The 23,898-nt window shown below is 61.2% G+C and carries 27 protein-coding genes; 12 read left to right on the forward strand and 15 right to left on the reverse strand.

What is annotated here, in order from left to right; translation table 11 throughout:
• Positions 1 to 88: 88 nt before the first annotated feature.
• The gene (locus tag V5E99_RS05125) at positions 89 to 805 is read left to right on the forward strand and encodes an alpha/beta hydrolase (RefSeq protein WP_499801440.1); all 717 of its coding nucleotides are present in this window, start codon (positions 89 to 91) and stop codon (positions 803 to 805) included.
• A 10-nt stretch (positions 806 to 815) separates the two neighbouring features.
• On the opposite strand, the gene V5E99_RS05130 is transcribed toward V5E99_RS05125, so the two are convergent.
• The 3 genes from V5E99_RS05130 to V5E99_RS05140 all read right to left on the reverse strand — a co-directional run bounded on the left by V5E99_RS05130 (position 816) and on the right by V5E99_RS05140 (position 3,138).
• Positions 816 to 1,379 carry a DcrB/PsbP domain-containing protein gene (locus V5E99_RS05130; protein WP_499801441.1) on the reverse strand — a complete coding sequence of 188 codons (564 nt, stop codon included), beginning with the start codon at positions 1,377 to 1,379 and terminating at the stop codon, positions 816 to 818.
• A gap of 221 nt (positions 1,380 to 1,600) precedes the next feature.
• The gene (locus V5E99_RS05135; RefSeq protein WP_499801442.1) at positions 1,601 to 2,272 is read right to left on the reverse strand and encodes a glutathione S-transferase family protein; all 672 of its coding nucleotides are present in this window, start codon (positions 2,270 to 2,272) and stop codon (positions 1,601 to 1,603) included.
• 80 nt (positions 2,273 to 2,352) lie between these two features.
• A complete protein-coding gene (locus tag V5E99_RS05140) occupies positions 2,353 to 3,138 on the reverse strand; it encodes a hypothetical protein (protein WP_499801443.1) in 786 nt (261 codons plus the stop codon).
• A gap of 166 nt (positions 3,139 to 3,304) precedes the next feature.
• Between V5E99_RS05140 and V5E99_RS05145 the strand changes: the two genes are divergently transcribed.
• The 3 genes from V5E99_RS05145 (at position 3,305) to V5E99_RS05155 (ending at position 5,861) form a co-directional block, all read left to right on the forward strand.
• Complete coding sequence (locus V5E99_RS05145) at positions 3,305 to 3,838, forward strand: chalcone isomerase family protein (RefSeq protein WP_499801444.1); 534 nt, start codon at positions 3,305 to 3,307, stop codon at positions 3,836 to 3,838.
• Positions 3,839 to 3,848: 10 nt separating this feature from the next.
• A complete protein-coding gene (locus V5E99_RS05150; RefSeq protein WP_499801445.1) occupies positions 3,849 to 4,379 on the forward strand; it encodes a DUF3833 domain-containing protein in 531 nt (176 codons plus the stop codon).
• Between the two features lie 159 nt (positions 4,380 to 4,538).
• Positions 4,539 to 5,861: an Nramp family divalent metal transporter gene (locus V5E99_RS05155; RefSeq protein WP_499801446.1), complete on the forward strand. Its 1,323-nt coding sequence runs from the start codon at positions 4,539 to 4,541 to the stop codon at positions 5,859 to 5,861.
• An 86-nt stretch (positions 5,862 to 5,947) separates the two neighbouring features.
• On the opposite strand, the gene V5E99_RS05160 is transcribed toward V5E99_RS05155, so the two are convergent.
• The gene (locus V5E99_RS05160) at positions 5,948 to 6,838 is read right to left on the reverse strand and encodes a LysR family transcriptional regulator (RefSeq protein ID WP_499801505.1); all 891 of its coding nucleotides are present in this window, start codon (positions 6,836 to 6,838) and stop codon (positions 5,948 to 5,950) included.
• Between the two features lie 113 nt (positions 6,839 to 6,951).
• On the opposite strand from V5E99_RS05160, the gene V5E99_RS05165 reads away from it, so the two are divergent.
• On the forward strand, positions 6,952 to 7,554 hold the full coding sequence (locus V5E99_RS05165; protein WP_499801447.1) for an NADPH-dependent F420 reductase: 603 nt from the start codon (positions 6,952 to 6,954) through the stop codon (positions 7,552 to 7,554).
• A 213-nt stretch (positions 7,555 to 7,767) separates the two neighbouring features.
• Here the strand turns inward: V5E99_RS05165 and V5E99_RS05170 are convergent, their stop codons facing one another.
• From V5E99_RS05170 to V5E99_RS05180, 3 genes are read right to left on the reverse strand one after another with little or no spacing between them, the layout of a single operon-like run.
• The gene (locus V5E99_RS05170) at positions 7,768 to 8,949 is read right to left on the reverse strand and encodes an acetyl-CoA C-acetyltransferase (RefSeq protein ID WP_499801448.1); all 1,182 of its coding nucleotides are present in this window, start codon (positions 8,947 to 8,949) and stop codon (positions 7,768 to 7,770) included.
• 11 nt (positions 8,950 to 8,960) lie between these two features.
• Positions 8,961 to 9,626 (reverse strand): CoA transferase subunit B, encoded by a 666-nt coding sequence (locus tag V5E99_RS05175; protein ID WP_499801449.1) that lies wholly within the window; start codon positions 9,624 to 9,626, stop codon positions 8,961 to 8,963.
• Between the two features lie 36 nt (positions 9,627 to 9,662).
• Positions 9,663 to 10,361: a CoA transferase subunit A gene (locus V5E99_RS05180; RefSeq protein ID WP_499801450.1), complete on the reverse strand. Its 699-nt coding sequence runs from the start codon at positions 10,359 to 10,361 to the stop codon at positions 9,663 to 9,665.
• A 251-nt stretch (positions 10,362 to 10,612) separates the two neighbouring features.
• Between V5E99_RS05180 and V5E99_RS05185 the strand changes: the two genes are divergently transcribed.
• Positions 10,613 to 11,512 carry a LysR family transcriptional regulator gene (locus V5E99_RS05185; protein ID WP_499801451.1) on the forward strand — a complete coding sequence of 300 codons (900 nt, stop codon included), beginning with the start codon at positions 10,613 to 10,615 and terminating at the stop codon, positions 11,510 to 11,512.
• 96 nt (positions 11,513 to 11,608) lie between these two features.
• Here V5E99_RS05185 and V5E99_RS05190 read toward each other — a convergent pair whose 3' ends face one another.
• Together V5E99_RS05190 and V5E99_RS05195 are read right to left on the reverse strand one after the other, a co-directional pair.
• On the reverse strand, positions 11,609 to 12,451 hold the full coding sequence (locus V5E99_RS05190) for an NAD-dependent protein deacetylase (protein WP_499801452.1): 843 nt from the start codon (positions 12,449 to 12,451) through the stop codon (positions 11,609 to 11,611).
• A gap of 208 nt (positions 12,452 to 12,659) precedes the next feature.
• Positions 12,660 to 13,706, reverse strand: coding sequence for a class I SAM-dependent methyltransferase (locus V5E99_RS05195; protein WP_499801453.1), 1,047 nt, complete (start codon positions 13,704 to 13,706; stop codon positions 12,660 to 12,662).
• Between the two features lie 400 nt (positions 13,707 to 14,106).
• Here V5E99_RS05195 and V5E99_RS05200 point away from each other — a divergent pair, with 400 nt between their 5' ends.
• Together V5E99_RS05200 and V5E99_RS05205 are read left to right on the forward strand one after the other, a co-directional pair.
• Positions 14,107 to 14,946, forward strand: a complete 840-nt coding sequence (locus V5E99_RS05200) for an HvfB family MNIO-type RiPP peptide maturase (protein ID WP_499801454.1) — start codon at positions 14,107 to 14,109, stop codon at positions 14,944 to 14,946.
• Complete coding sequence (locus V5E99_RS05205; RefSeq protein WP_499801455.1) at positions 14,939 to 15,682, forward strand: HvfC family RiPP maturation protein; 744 nt, start codon at positions 14,939 to 14,941, stop codon at positions 15,680 to 15,682. Before V5E99_RS05200 ends, V5E99_RS05205 begins: the two co-directional genes overlap by 8 nt.
• An 81-nt stretch (positions 15,683 to 15,763) precedes the next feature.
• On the opposite strand, the gene V5E99_RS05210 is transcribed toward V5E99_RS05205, so the two are convergent.
• Together V5E99_RS05210 and V5E99_RS05215 are read right to left on the reverse strand one after the other, a co-directional pair.
• Entirely contained in the window at positions 15,764 to 17,056 is a 1,293-nt protein-coding gene (locus V5E99_RS05210) for an ATP-binding protein (RefSeq protein ID WP_499801456.1), read from the reverse strand.
• Positions 17,053 to 17,793 (reverse strand): response regulator, encoded by a 741-nt coding sequence (locus V5E99_RS05215; RefSeq protein WP_499801457.1) that lies wholly within the window; start codon positions 17,791 to 17,793, stop codon positions 17,053 to 17,055. Before V5E99_RS05215 ends, V5E99_RS05210 begins: the two co-directional genes overlap by 4 nt.
• Positions 17,794 to 18,087: 294 nt before the next feature.
• Here V5E99_RS05215 and V5E99_RS05220 point away from each other — a divergent pair, with 294 nt between their 5' ends.
• Positions 18,088 to 18,351: a DUF2790 domain-containing protein gene (locus V5E99_RS05220; protein WP_499801458.1), complete on the forward strand. Its 264-nt coding sequence runs from the start codon at positions 18,088 to 18,090 to the stop codon at positions 18,349 to 18,351.
• A 172-nt stretch (positions 18,352 to 18,523) separates the two neighbouring features.
• A complete protein-coding gene (locus V5E99_RS05225) occupies positions 18,524 to 19,723 on the forward strand; it encodes a cytochrome c biogenesis protein DipZ (protein WP_499801459.1) in 1,200 nt (399 codons plus the stop codon).
• A 17-nt stretch (positions 19,724 to 19,740) separates the two neighbouring features.
• Here the strand turns inward: V5E99_RS05225 and V5E99_RS05230 are convergent, their stop codons facing one another.
• The 3 genes from V5E99_RS05230 to V5E99_RS05240 all read right to left on the reverse strand — a co-directional run bounded on the left by V5E99_RS05230 (position 19,741) and on the right by V5E99_RS05240 (position 22,010).
• Positions 19,741 to 20,202, reverse strand: coding sequence for a GNAT family N-acetyltransferase (locus tag V5E99_RS05230; RefSeq protein ID WP_499801460.1), 462 nt, complete (start codon positions 20,200 to 20,202; stop codon positions 19,741 to 19,743).
• A gap of 82 nt (positions 20,203 to 20,284) precedes the next feature.
• Positions 20,285 to 20,875: a GIY-YIG nuclease family protein gene (locus V5E99_RS05235; RefSeq protein ID WP_499801461.1), complete on the reverse strand. Its 591-nt coding sequence runs from the start codon at positions 20,873 to 20,875 to the stop codon at positions 20,285 to 20,287.
• Positions 20,876 to 21,047: 172 nt separating this feature from the next.
• Positions 21,048 to 22,010 (reverse strand): AraC family transcriptional regulator, encoded by a 963-nt coding sequence (locus V5E99_RS05240; RefSeq protein WP_499801462.1) that lies wholly within the window; start codon positions 22,008 to 22,010, stop codon positions 21,048 to 21,050.
• Positions 22,011 to 22,192: 182 nt separating this feature from the next.
• On the opposite strand from V5E99_RS05240, the gene V5E99_RS05245 reads away from it, so the two are divergent.
• Together V5E99_RS05245 and V5E99_RS05250 are read left to right on the forward strand one after the other, a co-directional pair.
• Positions 22,193 to 22,465, forward strand: coding sequence for a DUF4242 domain-containing protein (locus tag V5E99_RS05245; protein WP_499801463.1), 273 nt, complete (start codon positions 22,193 to 22,195; stop codon positions 22,463 to 22,465).
• A 51-nt stretch (positions 22,466 to 22,516) separates the two neighbouring features.
• Positions 22,517 to 23,329 (forward strand): class I SAM-dependent methyltransferase, encoded by an 813-nt coding sequence (locus V5E99_RS05250; protein WP_499801464.1) that lies wholly within the window; start codon positions 22,517 to 22,519, stop codon positions 23,327 to 23,329.
• A gap of 119 nt (positions 23,330 to 23,448) precedes the next feature.
• On the opposite strand, the gene V5E99_RS05255 is transcribed toward V5E99_RS05250, so the two are convergent.
• Complete coding sequence (locus V5E99_RS05255) at positions 23,449 to 23,883, reverse strand: GNAT family acetyltransferase (protein WP_499801465.1); 435 nt, start codon at positions 23,881 to 23,883, stop codon at positions 23,449 to 23,451.
• Between the last annotated feature and the right edge of the window lie 15 nt (positions 23,884 to 23,898).

The raw sequence follows: 23,898 nt of genomic DNA on the forward strand, positions 1-23,898 counted from the left end.
GCTTGCTCGCGATGGCGGCATCAGCCACACCAAAAATCCCCAGGTGTTAGGGTGTCCCCCGAATCCTGAGCCCCGTGAAGGAAGGTTTATGTTGAAGTTTCTCGCTCTGTCCATGCTGCTGGCATCCGCCACGGCCTACGCGCAAACCCCGCTGCAAGCTGATCTGCCGCTTAAATACCTTGAGCAGGCCAACCCTGATTCGCACAACCAGCCGCTGGTGATTTTCCTCCACGGCTACGGCAGCAACGAGCAGGACCTGTTCGGGATCAAGGACGACTTGCCGGCGCAATACACCTTCTTGTCGGTGCAGGCCCCGGTGGCGCTGGATGCGGACAGTTATCAGTGGTTTCGCAAGAAGGGCGAAGGTGCCTACAACGGTGAAACCGATGATCTGAAGACTAGCGGCCAGGTGTTGCTGGATTTCATCGCCCAAGCGGCGAAGAAATATCACACCGAGGCCAACAAGGTTTACCTGGTGGGGTTCAGCCAGGGCGCGATCATGTCCTACGAAGTAGGCTTGCGCCATCCCGAGGCGGTGGGCGGGATTGCGGCGTTGAGCGGGCGGATTCTGCCGGTGCTCAAGGCTGAGCTCAAACCGGACGAAAAACGCCAGAAACTGGCGATTTTCATCGGCCATGGCACCAAGGACCCACGCTTGCCTTATGTCGACGGCACGGCTGCTGACAGCCTGTTGCAGAAGCTCTCACTCAAGCCGGAGTTTCATGGCTACGAGGGTTTGGGCCACAACATCAGCGCCGCCGAAATCGCGGATCTGGACGCCTGGTTACAACGCCTCAACCCGTGAGTCGTGCGGGTTACTTGCCGGTGATCTGGTTGACCAACGTATCGTGGCCAGCCTTGTCGTTCGGACGGGAGATGATCTGAATCACCGCCATCCGGCTGCCGGACCCGGCCATCAGTGTGGTGGTCAGGGTCTTGCCGCCGCCCTGGGTGGCGGTGCTGTCCACCTGGCGCAGGCCCAGGCCGGTGCTTTTCTGGGTCAGGCTTTTTTCGCTGAGTTTGTTGAAGTCCGGCAGGGCCTTGCGTTGCGCGGCATCGAATTCGGACACGGTGTTGTCGAGGAATTCGCCGTCGTTGTCCTTGACGGTAACGCCGGGTGGCAACGTGTTTTCGGCGGCGATGACCACGGTTTTGGTGGCTTCGTTGGCGTACATGGTGCCGGAAGCACCGGTGGCGCCGGATGGCAGCGGGTTGGCCACGAATCCCTTGGGCAGGGTGAAACTGAATTTGCCGCCGAGCATCGAGACTTTGGCAGGCGCGTCGCCGCCAGTGGCTTTGGCGGCATAAGCATTCACGGCCCCCAGGCTGGCAACCGCCGTTAACAACAGGACAACGGCTTTTTTACTGAACAGTGACATGGGAAATTCTCCAGGGGTGGTCGCGCTAGGGGGCGATCATCCCACGGAGGTTGCAGGTCACTCCAGCCCGAATTCCGCAGCCTGTCTGATCAAATGCAAAATCTGTGGGAGCGGGCTTGCTCGCGAAGAGGCCGTGTCAGTCAACATCATCGTTGGCTGATACACCGCTTTCGCGAGCAAGCTCCCACAGTGGCATGGGGTGGGTCAGTTGAATCGGGTTACTACGCCTGATTTTGCGGAAACAGATTGCGGCGGGTTTCTTCGTCGAATTCAGCCTTGAGCACCAGTTTTTCCTTCAAACCGTGAGCACGCTGGGCCGCCGGGCGGGCGCTGATATCGTCGAACAGGCGCTTGACGTTGGGGTACGCCGCCAAACCGTTTTCCCCGAGGATGTACGGCGCGTAGTTGGCCCAGCCCCACAGCGCCATGTCGGCGATGCTGTAGGTGTCGCCGGCCAGGTATTGATGGTCGGCCAGGCGCTGGTCGAGCACACGGTAATGACGTTCGACTTCTTTCAGGTAACGGTTTTTCGCGTAGGCCAGGTCTTCCGGGGCGTGGTGCAGGAAGTGCACCGCTTGACCGGAAAACGGCGACAGACCGGTGGCGATGAACATCAGCCAGGACAGCAACTCAGCCTGACCGGCGACCGAGGTCGGCAGAAAACGCTGATGCTTTTGCGCCAGGTGCAGCAGGATCGCTTGGGAATCGAACACCGTCGCGTCGCCGTCCACCAGGGCCGGGACCTTGGCATTCGGGTTGATCGCCAGGAACGCCGGCAAATGTTGCTCGCCTTTGAAGGTGTCGACGCCGATCAGCTCGTAAGGTGTTTGCAGCTCTTCCAGCAGCAGGGCGACTTTCATCGGATTCGGCGAAGGGTGGAAAAAGAATTTCATGGGGTAGGCCTCAGTCAGTGGGTAGGAACTGAGGCTGATGGTGGGCCAAACTTGTTCGATTGACGTACGAGGTTGTTGGTCTACTCGTTCGAAGATATCGAACGAGTGGCGGGTGCCGGTTTGGCCAGCAGACGTCGTGTTACCCCAAGCATGCCCACGGACACCGCCACGCCAAGGGCAAACGCCGTCAAACCGATGCGCGGCAAGGTCAGCGCCAACACCAGGCAGAACGCCGCGAACGAATACATGCCGGTGGCGGTGGCGCGCAACAACGCGGCAGTGAAGGCCGGGCCACGGGTTTGCTGGGAGAACACCGCCATCACGCTGCCCAACACCGGGAACACCGCCAGCAAACCGCTCCAGCGCTCACCCACGGTGCTGGCCAACAGCGTGACCGCCAGGGTCAGCAGGGCGCCGGCCGCCATGCGCAGCAGCAGTTTGTCGGACTTGGGTTTGGGCCCTGAAACCATCGGTTGTACCGACGGAAACAGATAAGGCGCGGCCAGCAGGGCGGTGGCGGCGGCGATCACCGAGAAAGTCAGGGACGGAGGGATCACCGACAGCACGATGGCCACCAAGGCCCACACCAGCAGCGACACCGCCAGCGCCCAGGGCCACGGGGCTCGTTGCGCGACTTGGGCGTAGGTGACGAAGAAAGCGATCATCGCGAACATTGCCGAGAGGGCGGCGGTCGCGGCTTGGGCGGCGAACACCTGGCCTTGTTCGATGGCGAGGAAAAACAGAATCGGCCCGACCACCACCGGCAACCCCGACAGCCAACCGGCCACGCTCGGCCCCCACCGTTTGCCCGCCAGGGAAATCAGCAGCAGGAACCCGGGAATCACCAACAGCTTGAGCATCAGCACGCACGCACCTCCGACCTGTGTGAGGCGGCCACGTTAGCATTGCCCACGATGGATTGCTCTAGGAATGGGAGGGTTTTGTATACAAAATTTCAGACTCTTTAAAATTGTACAGAGTGACCTTTTGCGTATAGGTTTTAGGAAGGATTTCAGCGCAAATCGAGCCGCCATGAACAGATCACTTTCGCGCCTTCGTCACGGCCTCTGGCTGCTGCCCCTGCTCGCCACCCAAGCCCTGGCCAATTGGCAGGAGGGCGTGCCCGGCGCGCAGATCATCGGTACCGGTGAATTTCGGGTGTTTGGCTTCGATGTCTACAACGCCCGGCTCTGGAGTGCCGCGCGACCGCTGGCGACGGATCAGCCGTTTGCCCTGGAGCTGATCTACCAACGCACCATTTCCCGGGATGACCTGGTGCAGGCCAGCGTCGATGAAATCAAGCGCTTGTCCGGCGCGTCGGTCAGCGCCGGGCAACTGGCGGATTGGCAGGCGCAGATGCAGCAGTCGTTCGTCGATGTGCAGGCCGGCACGCGGATCACCGGGGTTTATTTACCGGGGCAGGGGGCGCGGTTCTTTGTCGGCCAGCAGTTGCAACATGAAGTGAAAGACCCGCAATTCGCCCGGGCCTTCTTCGACATCTGGCTCGACCCGCGTACCCGTAATCCCGAGTTGCGCCAGCAATTGCTGGGCAGCGCCAAACCTTGAGGAGGTCGCCATGCTGAAACGGCTGATGCTGGTGTTGTTCGTGTGCCTGGCCGGTTGCGGCGGCGTCGATGTGCAGCGCTATAAAGAGCAAAACCCGAAGCTCGATTTGCCGGGGTTCTTTATCGGCCGGGTCGACGGCTGGGGTATGTTCCAGAAACGTTCGGGGGAGGTGATCAAACGCTTTCATGTGCTGATCAACAGCCGCATGGACGGCCCGAATCTGATCATGCATGAGGACTTTACCTACAGCGACGGCAGCAAACAGACCCGGGTCTGGACCCTGCACCCGGACGGACCTGGACGTTGGCGTGGCACGGCGGGGGATGTGGTTGGCGAGTCCAGCGGTGAAGTGGCCGGCAATGCGTTGCACTGGCGCTATGTGCTGAGCCTGCCGGTGGACGACAAGGTCTATCAGGTGCATTTCGATGACTGGATGTACCTGCTCGACCCGGACACCATGGCCAATCGTTCGGCCATGACCAAGTTCGGCTTCGAACTGGGTCAGGTCACCCTATTCTTCCGCCGCCACGGTACCCCGTAGGAGCTGCCGAAGGCTGCGATCTTTTGATCTTGATCTTGATCTTGAAAAAACAAGATCAAAAGATCGCAGCCTTCGGCAGCTCCTACGGGGGGTGGTGTGTAGCCTGTAGGGGGGTGGAACGTCTAAGCTGCGCCTTTCCAATTGTTTCTGGATGTTTGCGTGAAATTCAGTTTTTTGCCTAAAGTCGCCACGGCGCCGTTTTGTCCGCCGGAAGTGGCCGGCAGTGTCGTCGTTGATCCGAGCGCGTCGTTCTTCAAGCGGATGCTGCGTTTCGCCGGCCCGGGTTTGCTGGTGTCCATCGGCTACATGGACCCCGGTAACTGGGCGACCGCCATTGAAGCGGGTTCGCGATTTGGCTACAGCTTGCTGTTTGTGGTGTTGCTGGCAAGCCTGGCGGGGATGGTGGTCCAGTGTTTGTGTTCGCGCCTGGGCATCGCCACCGGGCGGGATCTGGCGCAATTATCCCGGGATCGCTACAGCACCCGCACCGCACGCACCCAATGGGTACTGGCGGAAATCTCGATCATTGCCACTGACCTCGCCGAAGTGCTCGGCTGCGCCCTGGCGTTCCATTTGCTGCTGGGCTGTTCGCTGACGTTCGGTATCGCGTTGACCGCGTTTGACACGCTGCTGGTGCTGGCCTTGCAGAACCGTGGCTTCCGTCGTCTGGAGGCGATCATGCTGGTGCTGGTCGCCACCATCGGCGTGTGTTTCTTCGTCGAACTGATGTTGATCAAACCTTACTGGCCGGACGTCGCCCGTGGTTTCACCCCGTCACTGTCGGCCATTGGCGATGCGGCGCCGCTGTACATTGCCATCGGTATTCTCGGGGCCACGGTGATGCCGCATAACTTGTACCTGCACACCTCGATTGTACAAACCCGGCTGATCGGCAAGGACCTGGCCAGTAAGCAGGACGCGGTCAAACTGGCGCGCATCGACACCATCGGCTCCCTGGCGCTGGCGCTGCTGGTCAACGCGGCGATCCTGATTCTGGCCGCCGCCGCGTTCCACACCACCGGGCACAGCGATGTGGTGGACATCCAGGACGCCTATCACTTGCTCGATCCGCTGGTGGGCGGCGCGTTGGCCAGCGTGCTGTTTGGCGTCGCGCTGCTGGCCTCCGGGCAGAGTTCGACCTTCACCGGGACCATCGCCGGCCAGGTGATCATGGAAGGCTACCTGAACCTGCGGATTCCTTGCTGGCAACGGCGCTTGATCACCCGTGGGCTGGCGCTGATCCCGGCGTTTATCGGCGTGTGGCTGATGGGCGACAACGCGATTGGCAAGTTGCTGGTGCTGAGCCAGGTGGTGCTGAGCCTGCAATTGCCGTTTGCGTTGTACCCGTTGATCAGCATGACCAACGACAAAAAACTCATGGGGCCGTTTGTGAACCGGTGGCCGACGCGGGTGTTGGCGTGGGGATTGTTTGGGGTGATCAGTGCGGCGAATGCCTGGTTGATTTTGCAGTTGGTGGTTTGAAGATCAAAAGATCGCAGCCTTCGGCAGCTCCTACAGGAGAACGCATTCCCATGTAGGAGCTGCCGAAGGCTGCGATCTTTTGCATTTCACGCAAACGCCTCCATCACAAAATCGATAAACACCCGGGTCTTGGCCGCCATCAGCGTGCGGCTCGGGTAGTACAGCGAGATCGGCCCCGCATCGGCATGCCAGTCCGGCAACAGCCGCACCAGTTCACCGCGCTGGATCTGTGTGACCACGTCCGGCAGCACCAGCAGCGTCACCCCCAGGCCCAGCAACGCAGCCTCGCGCATCGCCGCCGGGTCATTGAGCACGATGTGTTCATTCAGGCGTGCGCTGGCTTCCAGGCCTGCGCCATCGCGCATCATCCATTGCCGAACCCGTCCGGTGCGAATGCCGCGCATTACGATGCCGGTATGGTCGAGCAAGTCCGTCGGGTGGACGGGCAGGGTGCGTCCGGCCAGGTAGGCCGGTGAGGCCACGGCGACGATGTCCGCCGCTGCCAACCGTCGCGAGATGACCCCGGGCGTCAATTCGAAACCGCCACCGATGGCCGCGTCGTAGCCTTCGGCAATCAAGTCCACCTGACGATTTTCGAAGTGCCACTCAGGCTTGATCAACGGATAACGCGCCAGGAACCCCGGCAGCAGCGGCAGCATATGGCCGATGCCGAAGGTCGGCGCCAGGCTGACCTTGAGCACGCCGGCCGGCTCGCCATGCTCGTTGCTCACCGCACTGATCGCGGCCTGCAACGATTCCAGATTGCCGCCGATACTCGCCAAAAAACGCTCTCCGGCTTCGGTCAGCGACAACTTGCGGGTCGAGCGCTGGAACAGCCGCACGCCAATGTTGCGCTCCAGCATCGCCACGTTGCGACTGACCGCCGCCGGAGTCAGTGCGAGCAATCGCGCGGCGGCGGAAAAGCTGCCGGTTTCGGCGCTGCGCACAAAGGATTCGAGGTTGGCGAGGGTTTCCATGGCGATTACCTGATAGCAATACTTGAAGATCATTCAAATCATTACCGGCTAATCAAGCCCTAATGGCAAGCGCAGTATTCGCTCCAACGACAACCCACTTGGAGTGAACAACCATGAGCACTATCGGAATCATCGGCGCTGGCGCCATCGGCTCAGCCTTCGCAAGAGCCCTGTCCCGTCAGGGCATTGAATTGGTCATCGCCAACAGCCGTGGGCCGCACACCCTGGCGGCGCTGGTGGAAGAACTCGGGCCCACCGCCCGTGCCGGCACCCGCGAAGAAGCGGCTGCCCAGGACATCGTGCTGGTGGCGGTCAATTGGTCGAAATTGCCGACAGCATTGGCCGGGCTGCCGGATTTTGCCGGGCGAATTGTGCTCGACGCCAACAACTCGATTGAGGCGCCATCGTTCAAAGCGGTGGATTTGCAGGGCCGCACGTCCAGTGAAGTGTTCGCCGAATGGGTGCCGGGGGCACGGGTGGTGAAGGCGTTCAATCATCTGGTGGCGCGGTTGCTGGAGAGCGATCCGGCGGCGGAGGGTGGCAAGCGGGTGCTGTTTTTCTCGGGCGACGATGCCGAGGCGAAAGCAACCGTGGCAGAGCTGATCGAGCGGCTGGGGTTCTGCGGGATTGACCTCGGAACACTGAGCGTTGGCGCACGGCTGGCGCAATTCCCGGGCGGGCCGCTGCCGATCCTGAATCTGGTCAAATTCGGCTAACGAAACAACGACACCCCCGTAGGAGCTGCCGAAGGCTGCGATCTTTTGATCTTGTTTTTGAAGAGCAAGATCAAAAGATCGCAGCCTTCGGCAGCTCCTACGGGGGGCGTATTTTTAGAGATGTGTATGACCCGGTGTGACGTCAGTCGCACCGGGTGTTTTGCCAGGCAGTGAACGGATATTCGTGGGTCCCCGCACCGTCTGTTGAACGCGTTAAGCCCGTTCGATCGCCAATGCCACGCCTTGACCACCGCCGATGCACAGGGTGGCGAGGCCTTTTTTGGCGTCACGCTTGATCATTTCGTGCAGCAAGGTCACCAGCACCCGGCAACCCGACGCACCGATCGGGTGGCCCAGGGCAATGGCGCCGCCGTTGACGTTGACCTTGTTCAGGTCCCATTCCAGGTCCTTGGCCACGGCCAGGGATTGCGCAGCGAAGGCTTCGTTGGCTTCGATCAGGTCCAGTTGGTCAATCGACCAGCCAGCCTTGCTCAGGCAGCGACGAGTCGCCGACACCGGGCCGATACCCATGATCGCCGGATCGACGCCCGCGTTGGCGTAAGCCGCGATTTTCGCCAGCACCGGCAGGCCCAGGGCCTTGGCTTTTTCGGCGCTCATCAGGATCACGGCAGCGGCGCCGTCGTTCAGCGACGAGGCGTTACCGGCGGTCACCGAACCGTCCTTCTTGAAGGCCGGTTTCAGTTTGGCCAGGGCTTCGGCGGTGGTGCCGGCCCGTGGTTGTTCGTCGGTGGCGAAGGACAGCGGATCGCCCTTGCGCTGCGGGATCAGGATCGGCGTGATTTCATCGACAAAACGCCCGGCTTCGATGGCTGCCGAGGCTTTTTGCTGGGAGGCGGCGGCGAAAGCGTCCTGTTGCTCGCGGGTCAGGTTGTACTTGTCCGCGACGTTTTCGGCGGTGATGCCCATGTGGTAATCGTTGAACGCATCCCACAGGCCGTCGCTGATCATGGTGTCGACGATTTGCGCGTGCCCCATGCGCAGACCGGTGCGCGCGCCCGGCATCACGTAGTTGGACAGGCTCATGTTTTCCTGGCCGCCGGCAATGATCACCTCGGCGTCGCCACAGCGAATCGCCTGGGTCGCCAGGTGCAGGGCCTTGAGGCCCGAACCGCAGACCTTGTTCAGGGTCATCGCGGGCACGCTGAACGGCAGGCCAGCCTTGATCGCCGATTGGCGCGCAGGGTTTTGCCCGGCGCCGGCGGTCAATACCTGGCCCATGATCACTTCATCGACTTGCGCCGGGTCGAGCCCGGTTTGCGCCAGCAACTGACGGATCACCGCAGCACCCAGGTCAACGGCGGACACACCGGCCAAGGCACCCTGGAAACTGCCAATGGCGGTACGGGTGGCGGCAACAATAACGACGTCTTGCATGGAAAGATTCCTCACTGGGCAGCGAACTGCATTTCCGGAACGTTATCCGGCACGATCAACTTACCGGCGGTTTTCGCGACGATTTCTTCGACGCTGACGCCTGGCGCGCGTTCTTTGAGAATGAACGCGCCGTCCTTGATTTCGAGGTAGGCGAGGTCAGTCAGCACGCGCTTGATGCACCCGGCGCCGGTCAGCGGCAGGCTGCATTGGGACAACAGTTTGGACTCACCGTCCTTGGACGCGTGGGTCATGATCACGATGATGTTGTCGGCGCCCGCCACCAAATCCATGGCGCCGCCCATGCCCTTGACCAGTTTGCCGGGGATCATCCACGAGGCGATGTTGCCGTGTACATCGACTTCGAAGGCGCCGAGCACGGTCAGGTCGACATGCCCGCCGCGGATCATCGCGAAGGACTCGGCCGAGGAAAAAATCGACGCGCCGATGCGTGCGGTCACGGTTTGCTTGCCGGCGTTGATCATGTCGGCATCAATGGTTTCTTCAGTCGGAAAAGGACCCATGCCGAGCAAGCCGTTTTCCGACTGCAGCATGACTTCCATGCCTTCGGGGATGTAGTTGGCGACCAGGGTCGGAATGCCGATGCCCAGGTTCACGTAGAAGCCGTCCTGCATTTCGCGGGCGACGCGTTGAGCCATTTGTTCGCGGGAAAGTGCCATTGTTGTTATTCCTTCATTCGGTCCGGGGGCAGGGGATCACTTACGCACGGTGCGCTGTTCGATGCGCTTCTCGAACGTGCCGCAAATGATCCGGTCGACGTAGATGCCAGGGGTGTGGATCTGCGACGGGTCCAGCTCGCCGGGTTCGACGATTTCTTCGACTTCGACCACGGTGATCTTGCCGGCGGTGGCGGCCAGGGGGTTGAAGTTCTGGGCGGTGTGGCGATAGATCACGTTGCCGAAATGGTCGGCTTTCCAGCCTTTGACGATGGCGAAGTCACCGGTGATGGATTCTTCCATCAGGTACTTGCGACCCTTGAACTCACGCACTTCCTTGCCTTCGGCCACCGGAGTACCGACGCCGGTGGCGGTAAAGAACGCCGGGATGCCGGCACCGCCTGCGCGCATTTTTTCGGCGAGGGTGCCTTGGGGGGTCAGGTCGACTTCGATGGCGCCGCTGAGCAGTTGCTCCTCGAACATCTTGTTCTCGCCCACGTAAGAGGCGACGACTTTGCGAATCTGCCGGTCTTCCAGCAGCACGCCGAGGCCGAAACCATCGACGCCGCAGTTGTTGGAAACCACGGTGAGGTCGCGGGTGCCTTTGCGCTTGATCTCGGCGATGAGGTTTTCCGGGATACCGCACAGGCCGAAGCCGCCAGCGATCACGGTCATGCCGTCTTCAAGACCTGCAAGGGCTTCCTCGTAGGAACTCACGCGCTTGTCGAAACCTGCCATATGCACCTCTTTTATTCTTTATGGGCGGCTGGCTAGCCGTAGTGGGGATGAGTGTCGCGCCGGGGGATTCATTTGTTAAGTTGATTTTTAAGGTTGATTGATAGATAAAACTCACCAATCAACGCCGTAGGAGCTGCCGAAGGCTGCGATCTTTTGACTTTGATCTTTTGTGAGCTTCAAACCGTCGGAAATCAAGATCAAAAGATCGCAGCCTTCGCAGCTCCTACGCTTATAACTGGAGCGAAGCGACCATGACCGTCAAGCAGATCCGCGCCTTCCTGGCCGTGGCCCAGAGCCTGAGTTTCGCCGTGGCCTGCGAGCGCTTGCACCTGTCGCAATCAGCGCTGAGCCTGACCATCAAGGCCCTGGAAGAAGGCCTGGGCGGGCGCCTGTTCAGCCGCAACACCCGCAACGTGGCGCTGACCCCCGAAGGCGAATCCCTGGTGCCGCTGGCCCGGCGCCTGATCGCCGATTGGGACAACGCCGAAGATGAACTGCGTCAACGCTTCACCCTGCAACGCGGCCGCGTGACCCTGGCGGCGATGCCGTCGTTTGCCGGCAACCTGCTGCCGCCGATCCTCAAGACTTTCCGCGCCCGTTACCCGAAGGTCAACGTCACGGTCAACGACGTGATCAACGAGCAAGTGCTGGAAATGGTCCGCGACCGCCAGGTTGAACTCGGTGTGTCGTTTGAACCGGCCCACAGTACTTCGCTGGAATTCACCCCGTTGTACATCGACCGCTTTGTCGCGGTGGTGCCCCATGACTCGGCGCTGGCGAAACTCGACGACATCGACTGGCAGACCTTGTTGAAGGAACCGTTTATCACCTTGCAACGACCGTCCACGGTGCGGGTGATGCTCGAAGAACACTTGCAGGCCCGGGGCATGAAATTGCCGGTGGAATTTGAAAGTCATCAACTGGCAACGGTCGGGCGCATGGTCGCCAGCGGTTTGGGTGTGAGCGCGGTGCCGGCGTTGTGTGTGCGGCAGATGCAGGAACTGGGCGCGCACTGCATCACCTTGCGCGACCCGGTGGTGGAACGGGCGATTGGCGTGCTGACCAAACCGGGGCATGAACTGTCGGCGGCGGCGCAGGCGTTGTTCGATATTTTCAAGGAAGCCAACCTCGGCCAGCGCCTGACACCCTGAGTTAACGACAAACCCCCGTAGGAGCTGCCGAAGGCTGCGATCTTTTGACTTTGTTTTTTAAGATCAAGATCAAAAGATCGCAGCCTTCGGCAGCTCCTACGGGGTAAGGCGTTGTGTCAGGAGCGGCAGGAGTTGTTCGCAGGAACCTTCGATTTTCATATCCAGGATGTCATCCGCCCGGGTCTTGCCCAGGTTGATCGCAATCAGCGGTTTGCCTTGATCCACCACCGCCCGGCACAACCGAAACGCCGAATACGCCATCAACGATGACCCCACCACCAGCAACCCCGCCGCGTGCTCAACCGCCGCCATGGCTTTGGCCGCTGTCACCTGCGCGACGTTCTCGCCAAAAAACACCACGTCCGGTTTCATCCGTTCCTCGCCACAATGGGGGCAGTGTGGCACTTGGAACCGCGCTTCAAATGCCGGGTCGAGCAGGGTGTCGCCATCCGGTGCCTGCATCGCATCGACCCCGGCCAGGTACGGGTTTTGTGCTTCCATCACGCGTTGAATCGCATCGCGCTCGCTGCGCTGGCCGCAATCCAGGCACAGCACCCGGTGCAGGCTGCCGTGGAGTTCGATCACGTCATGGCTGCCGGCCTGGTCGTGCAAGGTGTCGACGTTCTGGGTGATCAGCCCGCCAATCTGTCGCGAACTCTGCAGGCTGGCCAGCGCCTCATGGGCCGCGTTCGGGCTGGCCAGGCGCACCCGTGGCCAACCGAGCATCGCCCGCGCCCAATAGCGGCGCCGGGACTCCGGGGCAGCGAGGAATTCCTGGTACATCATCGGCTGGCGGCCACGGCGCACGCCCTGGTTGTCGCGGTAGTCCGGAATGCCCGATGGGGTGCTGATGCCGGCACCGGTCAGGACAGCGAATGGCTGGTCGGCCATTAACTGCTGGAGGCGGTCGAGTTGTTCGCGGATGAGGCTATCGAGCATGTTCAACACTCCGGAGGGGCCTTGAGTGTGTGCAGGGTAGCATTTGCCGATCACCCGGACCGTTGCACAATCGTGACGCCCCCCCAACCTCACCACGCACCCGTCCGTAGGAGCTGCCGAGTGAAACGAGGCTGCGATCTTTTGATCTTTTTTTTTCACAATCAAGATCAAAAGATCGCAGCCTTCGGCAGCTCCTACGGGGGTGGGGTTATTTGCGGGCTTCCAGAATCAGGTTGAACGGGGTTTGCGTGGCCCGGCGGAAATGCTTGAACCCGGCCTCGGTAAACACCTTTCGCAATCGCGCTTCACCCGCCTGGGCGCCGAGCCCGAGGCCGACCTCCTGGGACAGCGAGTTCGGGGTGCAGATGAAGGTCGATGCGGCGTAAAACAGCCGTCCGACCGGGTTGACGTTATCGTCCAGGGCATCGTTGGCGTAGGGTTCCACCAGCAACACCGTGCCGTCCGGCTTCAGCGAGTCGTAGGCATGCCGCGCCGCACCCACCGGGTCGCCCATGTCATGAAGGCAGTCGAAATAGCAGACCAGGTCATAGTCGGTGCCCGGATAACTTTTCGCCGTGCCCTGGAAGAACCGCGCCCGGCCGGCGACGCCGCCTTCTTCGGCGCGCTGGGTGGCCACGGTCACGGAGGGGGCGTGGTAGTCGAAGCCAACGAACCGTGAATCCGGGAAGGCCTGGGCCATGATCACGGTCGAGGCGCCATGGCCGCAGCCGATGTCCGCCACTTTGGCGCCGGCCTCCAGTTTTTCCACGACGCCTTCCAGCGCCGGCAGCCATTCGGCCACCAGATGCGCCTTGTAGCCAGGACGGAAGAACCGTTCGGTGCCGCTGAACATGCACGGATGATGCTCGCCCCACGGCAAAGCGCCGTTGCCGCGAAAGGCGCTGATCAGTTTGTCCTTGTCGTGGAAAAACGACGCCACCACCCCGATACCGCCGGCGATGTACACCGGCGAGTCTTCGATGGCCAGCGCCAGGGCTTGTTCTTCGGGCAGCCGGAACTGGCCGTCCCGGTGTTCCATATAACCGGATGCGGCGTGGGCGCTGAGCCATTCGCGCACCAGGCGCGGGTGGCAACCGGTCTTGTCGGCAAGTGCTTCGGGGCTGACGGGCTGACTGTCGGCCATGGCCCGGTACAGGCCCAGTTCTTCGCCAAGAATGACATTGGCCAGCATCGCCGCGCCGCCCATGTCGTTCACCAGTTTGCCCATGAAATCGTTAAGTCTGGCCTCGTCCATCACGTGTGCTCCTGTGGCAGGATCACGGTCCAGAGGCAGTGTTTAGCGAGGCGTGCGTCCCTGGGCGGTGGTCGTGGGAATGAACCCCTGCGGGGTAATTATCAAGTTTAGTCCGCTGCTCGTGCGGTACTGCCCAAGGCGACGAAAGTGACATGGCCTGATTCCCTGTAGGAGCGAGGCTTGCCCGCGAAGGCGCAGTGTCAGCCAGCATTGATGTTGAATGTGCGGGCCTCTTCGCGGGCAAGCCTCGCTCCTACAGGGGCAGCGTCCGTGTATTGCAGTGTGTATGGATTGGTTGGGGATACATCGGCTGACGTTTTGTGCTGAAACCGCACACAGCCCTGATACACCCCGGCGCTTAACTTGGCTCATCTATTTCCCACTGGATGAGATCAACACCATGCCAATTGCTCCTCTATCCGCGAAGGCCAGCGTCGGGCTGGGCCTGCGTCGCGGTTTATTGAAAGACCTTGAGGCCGCACCGTCCGGTGATTTCGACTTTCTGGAAGTCGCCCCGGAAAACTGGATCGGCATCGGCGGTGCTCATGGCGCGGCGTTGCGGGCATTGGCCGAGCGCTATCCGTTGTCCTGTCATGGCTTGTCCCTGTCGCTGGGCGGGTCGGCGCCGCTGGACGTCGGGTTTTTGCAGGAAGTCCGGGGTTTTCTCGATCACTACAACGTGCCGACGTACAGCGAGCACCTGAGTTATTGCAGCGATGACGGGCATTTGTACGACTTGCTGCCGCTGCCGTTCACCGAAGAAGCGGTGCAGCACGTGGCCGCGCGGATTCGCCAGGCCCAGGACATTCTTGGCCGGCGGCTGGCGATAGAGAACGTCTCCTATTACGCCGCGCCCCGGCAGGACATGGACGAACTGACCTTCACCAACGCCGTACTGCGCGAGGCCGATTGCGACCTGTTACTGGACGTCAACAATGTGTACGTGAATGCAATCAATCACGGCTTTGACCCGCACGCGTTTCTGGCCGGCATTGATTCGGGGCGTGTGGTGGCGATGCATGTGGCGGGGCATTTCGATGAATCCGACACCTTGAAAATCGACACCCACGGCGCTTCGGTCAAACCCCAGGTCTGGTCGTTGCTCGCCGACGCCTACGCCCGGTTCGGCGCGCAACCGACATTGCTCGAGCGTGACTTCAACTTCCCGGCGTACTCGGAACTGGCGGCAGAGTTGCGGACCATTCGCCGCTTGCAAGGTATCGAGGTGAACCATGGATAAGCCGTCGTTGCATCAGCAGCAAGATGTCTTGACCCGCTACCTGCGCGATCCCGAACATTGCGCGCCGCCGGCCGAAATGGACGCCGCACGGGCGCAGGTTTATCGCGACCTGGTGCTCAACAATCTGTCGACGTTGCTCAGCGGGACGTTCCCGGTGTTGGTGAACATCCTCGGTGACCACGATTGGCGCCTGCTGGTGCGGGCCTTCCTGCGTGACCACCGCGCCCGCACGCCGAAATTTGGCGAGATTGCCGAGGAATTTGTCGCGTTTCTGGCGTGCGAACCGCAAGGTGTCTGGCCGTTGTTCATGGCCGAGCTGGCGCATTACGAGTGGGTTGAGATGGCGTTGCAGCAGTCTGATGAGCTGCCGTTACCCGTTAGCGATGCCGGGTTGCTGCTGGAGCGCCCGCTGCGGGTTTCGCCCTTGGCCTGGCCGTTGGCGTATGCCTGGCCGGTGCATTTGCTCGGGCCGGATTATCGGCCTGCTGCCGCGCCGGTTCAGCCGACGTTGTTGCTGGTGCGACGGGCTGAGGATTTCAGTGTGAAGTTTTCCGAATTGAGCCCGTTGGCGTGGCGGTTGTTGCAGCGGATTGGCGAGTTCCCGGAGATGGATGGGCAGGCGCAGTTGCACGGGGTGGCGGTGGAGGCGGGGGCGGTCGGGTTGAGTGAATTTATGGAAAACGGTTTGGCGTTGTTGCGGCAGATGCACCGGGATGGGGTTTTGGCCTTGGCATGAGATCAAAAAATCGCAGCCTTCGGCAGCTCCTACGGGATCGGTGTAGGAGCTGCCGCAGGCTGCGATCTTTTGACGTTGCTTCTAACCCGGCAACCGGAGTTCCGCGCACAACCCGCCACCCTCACGATTGCTCAGCGTCAACGTCCCGCCAATCGCCAGCGCCAACTGCTGGGCAATCGCCAAGCCCAACCCGGTTCCGCCGGTGCTGCGGTTACGCGAACTCTCCACGCGATAAAACGGCTCCATGACCTGCGCCAGTTCGTCCTCGGCAATCCCCGGTCCGCGATCCAGAACCTTGATCGACAACCCGCCACCCGCCAGCGTTTGCACCTGCAATTCGGCGGCTCCTGCGAATTTCAGTGCGTTGTCGGTCAGGTTCACCAGCACCCGGCGCAAGGCGTGGGGCCGGGTGTCGATCACCGCTGAGGTTTTGCCGCCCAATTGCACGTCTTTGCCCATGTCCTGATAGTCGAACACCAGGCTGTCGAGGAATGAATCCAGGTCGGTGCGCCGGGCCTCTTCGGTGGCGCCGTGGATGCTGCGGGCATACGCCACGCCTTCGCGCACCAGGTGTTCCATCTCGCCGAGGTCGTTCCAGAGTTTGTCTTTCTCCGTGGAATCGTCCATGAATTCGGCGCGCAGTTTCATGCGGGTGATCGGGGTTTGCAGGTCATGGGAAATCGCCGCCAGCAGTTGCATGCGCTCTTTCAAATAAGCGGCAATCCGCGCCTGCATGGCGTTGAACGCTCGGGCGGCGTGGGCGACTTCAGTCGGGCCTGTTTCGTCCAGCAGCACCGCATGGGTGTTGGGATCTAGGGTTTCCGAGGCCAGGGCGAGGCGGGTGAGGGGGCGGATGGCGATGCGCACGGCCAGCCAGGTGCAGGCAAGCATCAGCGCCAGTTGCCCGAGCAACACGATCGGCAGCCAGGGCGACAACGGCACCATTGCCGGCCGCACGTCGATCGTCACCGGGCTGCCGTCCGCCAGTTTCAGGTGCACCTGAAAGTGTTTCTGCGGGCCGGGGAGGTCGGTCACGGTCAGCGGGTAGTCCTTGCCGATGGCGTCCTGGATCGAGGTCACCGCAATCGGCGTATCGCCCATGGCCGTGCCCGGTGAGCCTTCGTTCAGCAGGTAACCGTAATTGCGCCGTTCCAGTTGTTGCAGCCAGCCCGCACGTTCTGACGCCGGCAAGCGATTGAGGATGGCGATGGAGGTCGAAACGTCGGTTTCCAGATTGCCGAGCATCGTGTCTTTGGCGCTTTCGTAACGCTCGTAATACTGCGCGCCGAAGGACAGCGCCTGGGCGAGGATCAGCCCGATTAAAAAGATCAGCGACAGGCGTGACGCCAGCGTGCGCGGCCACTGCAGCTTCATGAAGAGGCACCGAGCACTTCCACCGGCAGGGAAAACACATAGCCTTCGCTGCGCACGGTCTTGATGTACGCCGGCTCGCGGGCGTCGTCGAGCAGGCGCTGACGCAAACGGCTGACCAGCAAATCGATGGAGCGGTCGAACAAATCGGCGTCGCGGCCCTGGGTCAGGTTCAGCAACTGATCGCGGTTGAGCACCCGCTGCGGATGATCGAGGAACACCCGCAACAACCGATACTCCGCGCCGCTGAGGGCGACCATGGTGCCGTCCTCGTCGAGTAAGTGCCGGGCCGAGGTGTCCAGCCGCCAGCGGCCGAAGGCCAGCAGGCGACCGCTTTCGGTGACCACCAGATTCGGTGGCAGCATCCGTGTGCGGCGCAACACGGCGTTGATTCGGGCGAGTAATTCACGGGCGGCGAAGGGCTTGACCAGGTAATCGTCAGCGCCCATTTCCAGGCCGATGATGCGGTCAGTTTCGTCGTTGCGGGCGGTGAGCATCAGCACCGGCGTGGCCTTGTGTTTGCCGGCGCGCAGCTCGCGGCAGAGCACCAGCCCGTCGTCCCCCGGCATCATGATGTCGAGCACGATCAGGTCCACCGGCGTGGTCTCCAGGAACGAACGCATCTGCCGCCCATCCGCCACGACCGTGGTGCGCAACCCGTTCTTCTTCAGATAGTTGCCCACCAGCTCCCGAATCTCGCGGTCATCGTCAACGATAAGAATGTGATCGACATGTTCCATGGGGCCAGGCCTCTAATCAGTGGGGGATGTTGCGCAGTCTATCGAGCCTTGGCCCGTTCGCCCGCTGCCCTTTGTATTGCAGTGTATCTGCCGTGTAGACGGATACACGCAGACGCAAAAACCTCGGTTTTCTCAGGTTTTGTATCGCTGTGTATCGGGTGGCGGCGCTGATACGTAGCGATTTATTCAGGCGTTTTCCCGACACAGAGCGGATACCTCACAGGCTTTTAATGGGTTCCATCGAGGCAAGCCCAACCGCCTCGGCCCCACCCACGAAGCCTTGAGGAAACCGCCATGAACACCAAAGCCGTCTGCGCCGCGTGCCTGTTTGCCGCCCTGAACATCTGCACCGTGTCGGCTCGTGCCGAAGCCGCTGTCACCCCGCAAACCTACACCTACGGCACGCATCTGGACATCCAGAAAGTCGTGTCGATGCAACAGGACGCCGGTCCGGCCTGCGGGGTTGTGAATGCGCAACTGACCTACCTCGATTCCCGGGGCGACACCCAGGTTCTGGACTACCGCAAGTTTGCCGATGATTGCCACGACGGCAATTAACCTGCCACCCAATTCCCGTGAACATCCCCGATTCCTGTAGAAGCAAAGCTTGCTCGCGAAGAGGCCGGCCCATTTAACTTTGATGGCGCCTGACCCAGCGCTATCGCGAGCAAGCTTTGCTCCTACAAGGGATCGGGGGGTGTCTGGTCTATCAATTTTCAGGTGAAGCCCCATGCTCCTCATCGCATTCCTGGGCGGCATTTTGACCGTCCTCAGCCCCTGCATCCTTCCGGTCGTGCCGTTCCTGTTTGCCGGCGTCGAGCGCAACCGTTCATCGATCCTGCTGACCCTGGCCGGCATGGCTTTGACCTTCGCGCTGATCTCCAGCCTGGCGGTGGTCAGCAGCGATTGGGTGGTGCAGGCCAACAACACTGGTCGCCATGTTGCGTTGATCGTGATGGTGTTGTTCGCTCTGTCGTTGATTTCTGCGCGCATCGGCGCCTGGCTGGCACGGCCGTTTGTGCGGCTGGGCAATCGCCTGGCCCCGAACACCCGAAAAATGTCCGGGTCGCTGCGTTCGCTGATGATCGGCATCGCCACTGGTTTGCTCTGGGCGCCATGCGCCGGGCCGATCCTCGGCGTGATCCTCACCGGCGCAATGCTGCAAGGCGCCAACGCCAACACCAGTCTGTTGCTGGTGGCCTATGGTCTGGGCAGCGCATTATCCCTGGGCACGTTGATTTTCGCCGGTTGCGGGCTGGTCAATCGCTTGAAGCCGTCAATCCCGGTAACCGGTTGGTTGCGCCGTGGTGCCGGTGTCGCGGTGCTGGCCGCTGCTGCGGTGATCTCCACGGGGGCTGACAACTCGCTGCTGGCCGGCGCCTCGTCCGAAGGCGTCAATCGCGTCGAACAAGGGCTGTTGGAAACCGTGCCCAAGGTGCTCGACTACTTCGTCAGCAAGGCCCGGGCCGACACCGCCCAAGGCGCAATGCCGTCCCTCGATGGCGCCGTGCAATGGCTGAATTCGCCGGCCCTGAACAACGAAGCCCTGAAAGGCAAAGTGGTGCTGATCGACTTCTGGACCTACGACTGCATCAACTGCCAGCACACCGTGCCCTATGTGAAGGACTGGGCGCAGAAGTACGCCAATGACGGTCTGGTGGTGATCGGCGTGCACACCCCGGAATACGGCTACGAACGCATCATCGACAACGTCAAGGATCAGGTGCAAAAACTCGGCATCACCTACCCGGTGGCCATCGACAACAACTACACGATCTGGCGCAACTTCAACAACCAGTACTGGCCCGCCCACTACTTGATCGATGCGAAGGGGCAGGTGCGTTACAGCAACTTTGGCGAAGGTCGCTACGACGCTCAGGAACAGATGATCCAGCAGTTGCTGCAAGAGGCCAACGCACCCGCCGCGTAAGGCATTGCCTCAATGGCTCACAGGTTTCGGACCATGAGCCATTGTTCTTTGTCCCACGCCTGAAAACGTTCCAGCACTGCCCAGCCACGCTTGGCGTGATAGTCGCGCTTGTCCTGGGTGTGCAGATAAAGCGTCGCGACACCGTTGGCTTTGGCTTGCGCGCAAATGCCCTCGATCAACTGTTCCGCCAGGCCTTGGCCCCGCGTCAGGGGAGTGACAAACACACAGGCCAGCCACGGGCCGAGGTCCGGTCGACGGGCCAGATCGGCCTTCGCCAGGGCCGCGCCGCCCAACAATTGATCCCCGTCCAGGGCAATCAGGCCTTTCCAGTCGCCACTGGTTTGCCCGTCGGCAAACTCCCGTTGCCAGTCGGTCAACGGTTGCTCGGCGTATTCGTAATGGAATTGCTGATGAATCCACCCGGCGAAGGTGTCGCAGTGCTGCGGGTGATGGGCGAGCCAGTCGAGGCGCGGTTGCATGGGTTGAGTCCTTTCTGTAGGTCGATTATCAAGCGGTTAAACGCAGGCTTAAGGTAATGACTGCGCAAGGTTCAGCGTCTGGCTACTTGTCTCCCTTCCTCCCGAATAAAGGCTTGAAGTGCGTCCAGAGACCTTCCTCCAGCGCCTGAACATGAAGATTGTCCAGTGCGTCAAATTGATAGAAATCTATTTCGATTCTTGCCTGGATTGAGGTTGCCCAACGAAGCATATGCATTGCATACGTACCCTTGTTCCCGTCAGAAAGGTGTTGTTTCAACCGGCTTCGAAGTTTTTGGGAACGGCCTACATAAAGAGTACTGGACTCATTGACATTGCCATTGACTCGACAGAAATCTTTTTTTCCTTCGTGCTCATTTGATTCTTGCGCTGCACGGGCATCACGAAATGCCCGATCAATACTTGGAATGAGCGAATAATCCTCATCGAGAATCCTGAGGACATAGATGAAATCAGTATCTGCCATTGCCAATGCATGACCCGCCGGAACAACGTCAAGTTTTTCCTTTATGTAAGTTTCACTGAGTTGATTGGTTTCAATCATCACACTAGTCGGTTCAGGAAACACCGTGTTCTGAATCGAGGAGAGAACTCGTTGAAGGGAGGCACTAGCATCTCCAAGCGCTGCTTGCAGGTCAGACGGGTGAATTGGCACTGAAGGCTCCTGAAGAAGTATTTATTGCCCGTTTCGGGGCCGCAACTTTGAAATAGTCGGCTGATAGCTAACGTTCTGTTATTGGGTTGCGCAGTTTAAATCGCTAATGCGGTTTCACTGATTTTTTAAGTCAATTTGCCTGAGGTTTATATCAGGTGGCGCTGGTGGCTACTTAATGAGCGCCACTCTGACCGCGCCGCCATGCCGCCGGCGGAGCCCCGAACTCGCGGCGAAACGCGCGGCTGAACGCGGTGTCGGTCTGGTAGCCGACCTCTTCGGCAATCCGCGCCAATGACGTGTTGCTGCGACGTAACAGGTTGGCAGCCAGCAGCATTCGCCATTGGGTCAGGTACTGCATCGGCGAGCTGCCGACCAGTTGCTGGAACCGCTCGGCCAGTACTGAACGCGAGGTGTTGGCGGTGCGCGCCAGTTCATCCAGGGTCCAGCAGTGAGCGGGTCTTGTGTGCAGGGCATTCAGCGCGGCGCCGACGATCCGGTCGCCCACGCCCGCCAGCCAACCGGTGCGGCCTTCGCTTTGTTCGTTCATGTACAAGCGCAGGACTTCGATAAACAACACCTCGGCCAGTTTCGCCAGCACCCCTTCGCCCCCCGGCCGTGGCGACCGCGCTTCGGCCAGCGCGTAACGCACCGACGACTCCAGCCAGACCCCGGCATTGGAGCCGCGCACATTGACCCGGATCACCGCCGGCAGCCCGGTCAGCATCATGCCCGCCAGGCGCGTATCGCACGCCAGATAACCGCACACCAACCGCGTGACCGCGCCGCCCCCGCCATAACTCAATTGCCGTGGACGCCGCGCCAGCACCGCGTCCAGCCGCGCGCCCGTGGCCGGATCGAGGCCCGGTTCGGAACTCATGCGATGGGCGTCGCCTTGGGGGAAAACCACCACATCCCCCGCCGTCAACCGCAGCGGCGGGGCGTTGCTGAGTTCCACGTAACACTCGCCTTCGGTGATCAGGTGAAAAATCACCACCCGTTCCGCGCCGGGCTCCAGGAACGGTGCCGCAGAATCAGCGCTGGGCGATTGATAGCACCAGGGCGCGGTGAATCGTGCGTTGATGAAAATCGCGCCGATCAGACGCACGACTCGCAGGGTTTGTGACAGGGCGTCCATGGTGATTTCCCGGGTGGGCGAGGGCTGTTTGATTGTGAGCCGGTTGTCCCTCGGCGCGAAAGCTCCGGACGATCGGGCAGCGTTGGCCGACGATCGGGCAGGACGCCGGCCCGCGCTGGCGCGATAGTTGACGAACGGGGCCACTGCCGGCCCCATGCCCATAACAAGAAAGAGAGGTTGCCATGCCGAAGTTCGTCATAGAGCGGGAGATTCCGGGCGCCGGGTCGCTGTCGGAACGGGATTTGAAAGCCGTCTCGCAAAAGTCCATCCGGGCCTTGCGTGAAGTGGGGCCCGAGGTGCAGTGGCTGCAAAGTTACGTCACCGGCGACAAGATCTACTGCGTCTACATCGCGCCGAACGCAGAACTCATCCGGGAACATGCCAGGCAGGGCGGTTTTCCGGCCAACAGCGTCTCGGAGGTCGTGAACATCATCGATCCCACCACGGCGGAGTAGCTGTCCGTCAAAACCTGATCCGTGTTCCAACCCGCGAGGGAGCCACACTTCATGAGTACACCTATTGATCTGACTGCCCTGAAAAATCGCCAAATGGTCGCGTGGGCCAGCGGCGACTACGCCGTGATCGGCACCACGTTGCAGATTGTCGGCGAGCAACTGGCCGAAGCCTGCGACCTGCGCTGCGACGAGCGTGTGCTGGACGTCGCCGCCGGCAACGGCAATGCGACGCTGGCCGCCGCCCGCCGGGGCTGCGACGTGACCTCCACCGACTACGTGGCCGCGCTGCTGGAACGCGGCCAGGACCGGGCGCGGGCCGAGCATCTGGAGGTGACCTTCCAGGTCGCTGATGCCGAAGCGCTGCCCTTTGACGACGCCAGTTTCGACGCGGTGCTGTCGACTTTCGGCGTGATGTTCGCCCCGGACCAGGCCAAGGCGGCCACGGAACTGGCGCGGGTCTGTCGCCCCGGTGGGCGCATCGGCCTGGCCAACTGGACGCCGGAAGGGTTTGTCGGGCAGATGTTCAAGACCCTCGGCCGCCACGTCCCGCCACCGCCCGGAGCCCAGCCGCCCTCGAACTGGGGCGATGAAGCCTGGTTGCACAGCCACTTCGACGACCACGACTTCCTGACCCAGGTCACCCGCCGAACCTTCAACTTTCGCTACCGCTCGGCGGCACACTTCATCGACACCTTCCGCGCCTGGTACGGGCCGGTCCACAAGGCGTTCGCGGCGCTGCCGGTTGACGGCGCGATGGCACTGGAAAGGGACTTTACCGAACTGCTGAACCGGACGAACCGCGCCGCGGAGGCATCGCTGGTGGTGCCAGGTGAATACCTGGAAGTGGTCATCACCCGACGCTGAATAAGGCCCCCCGGTAGGAGCTGCCGAAGGCTGCGATCTTTTGATCTTGATCTTTTGAAGGTCAAGGTCAAAAGATCAAGATCAAAAGATCGCAGCCTTCGGCAGCTCCTACGGGGGGCTCAGTTCGGGATGTTCGCCTCTAGCTTCTTGCCCATGCTGATGCGCGGCTCGACCGCGTAGCCCAGCGACGCATAAAAACCTTTCACGCTGTCATTGCTGCTGACAATCTGCAGGTTGATTTTCAGGCACCCGCGCGCTGTCAGTGCCTGCTCGGCATGGCGCACCAGGCTGGCGCCCAGGCCTTGTCGGCGTTGCGCCGGATCCACCGCAACCGAGTAGAGCCAGCCACGATGGCCGTCGTATCCCGCCATGACCGTCCCCACAACCACGCCTTGCATCAGCGCCACAAAAAACAGACTGTCAGCGGCAGCCAGTTTCTTGTCGATCACCAGGCTTGGGGTGTTGTGCGCGGTTTCGTAGCCGAACGCGGTTTCCCAGAGTTGGATGACGGCGGCGCGGTGGTGCGGGTTGCTGTACTCGACGATGAGGGGCATGGTGGGGCCTTCAAA

The organism is Janthinobacterium sp. LPB2021202312-11-4 (genome assembly GCF_037049705.1).
Taxonomy (GTDB): Bacteria; Pseudomonadota; Gammaproteobacteria; order Pseudomonadales; family Pseudomonadaceae; genus Aquipseudomonas.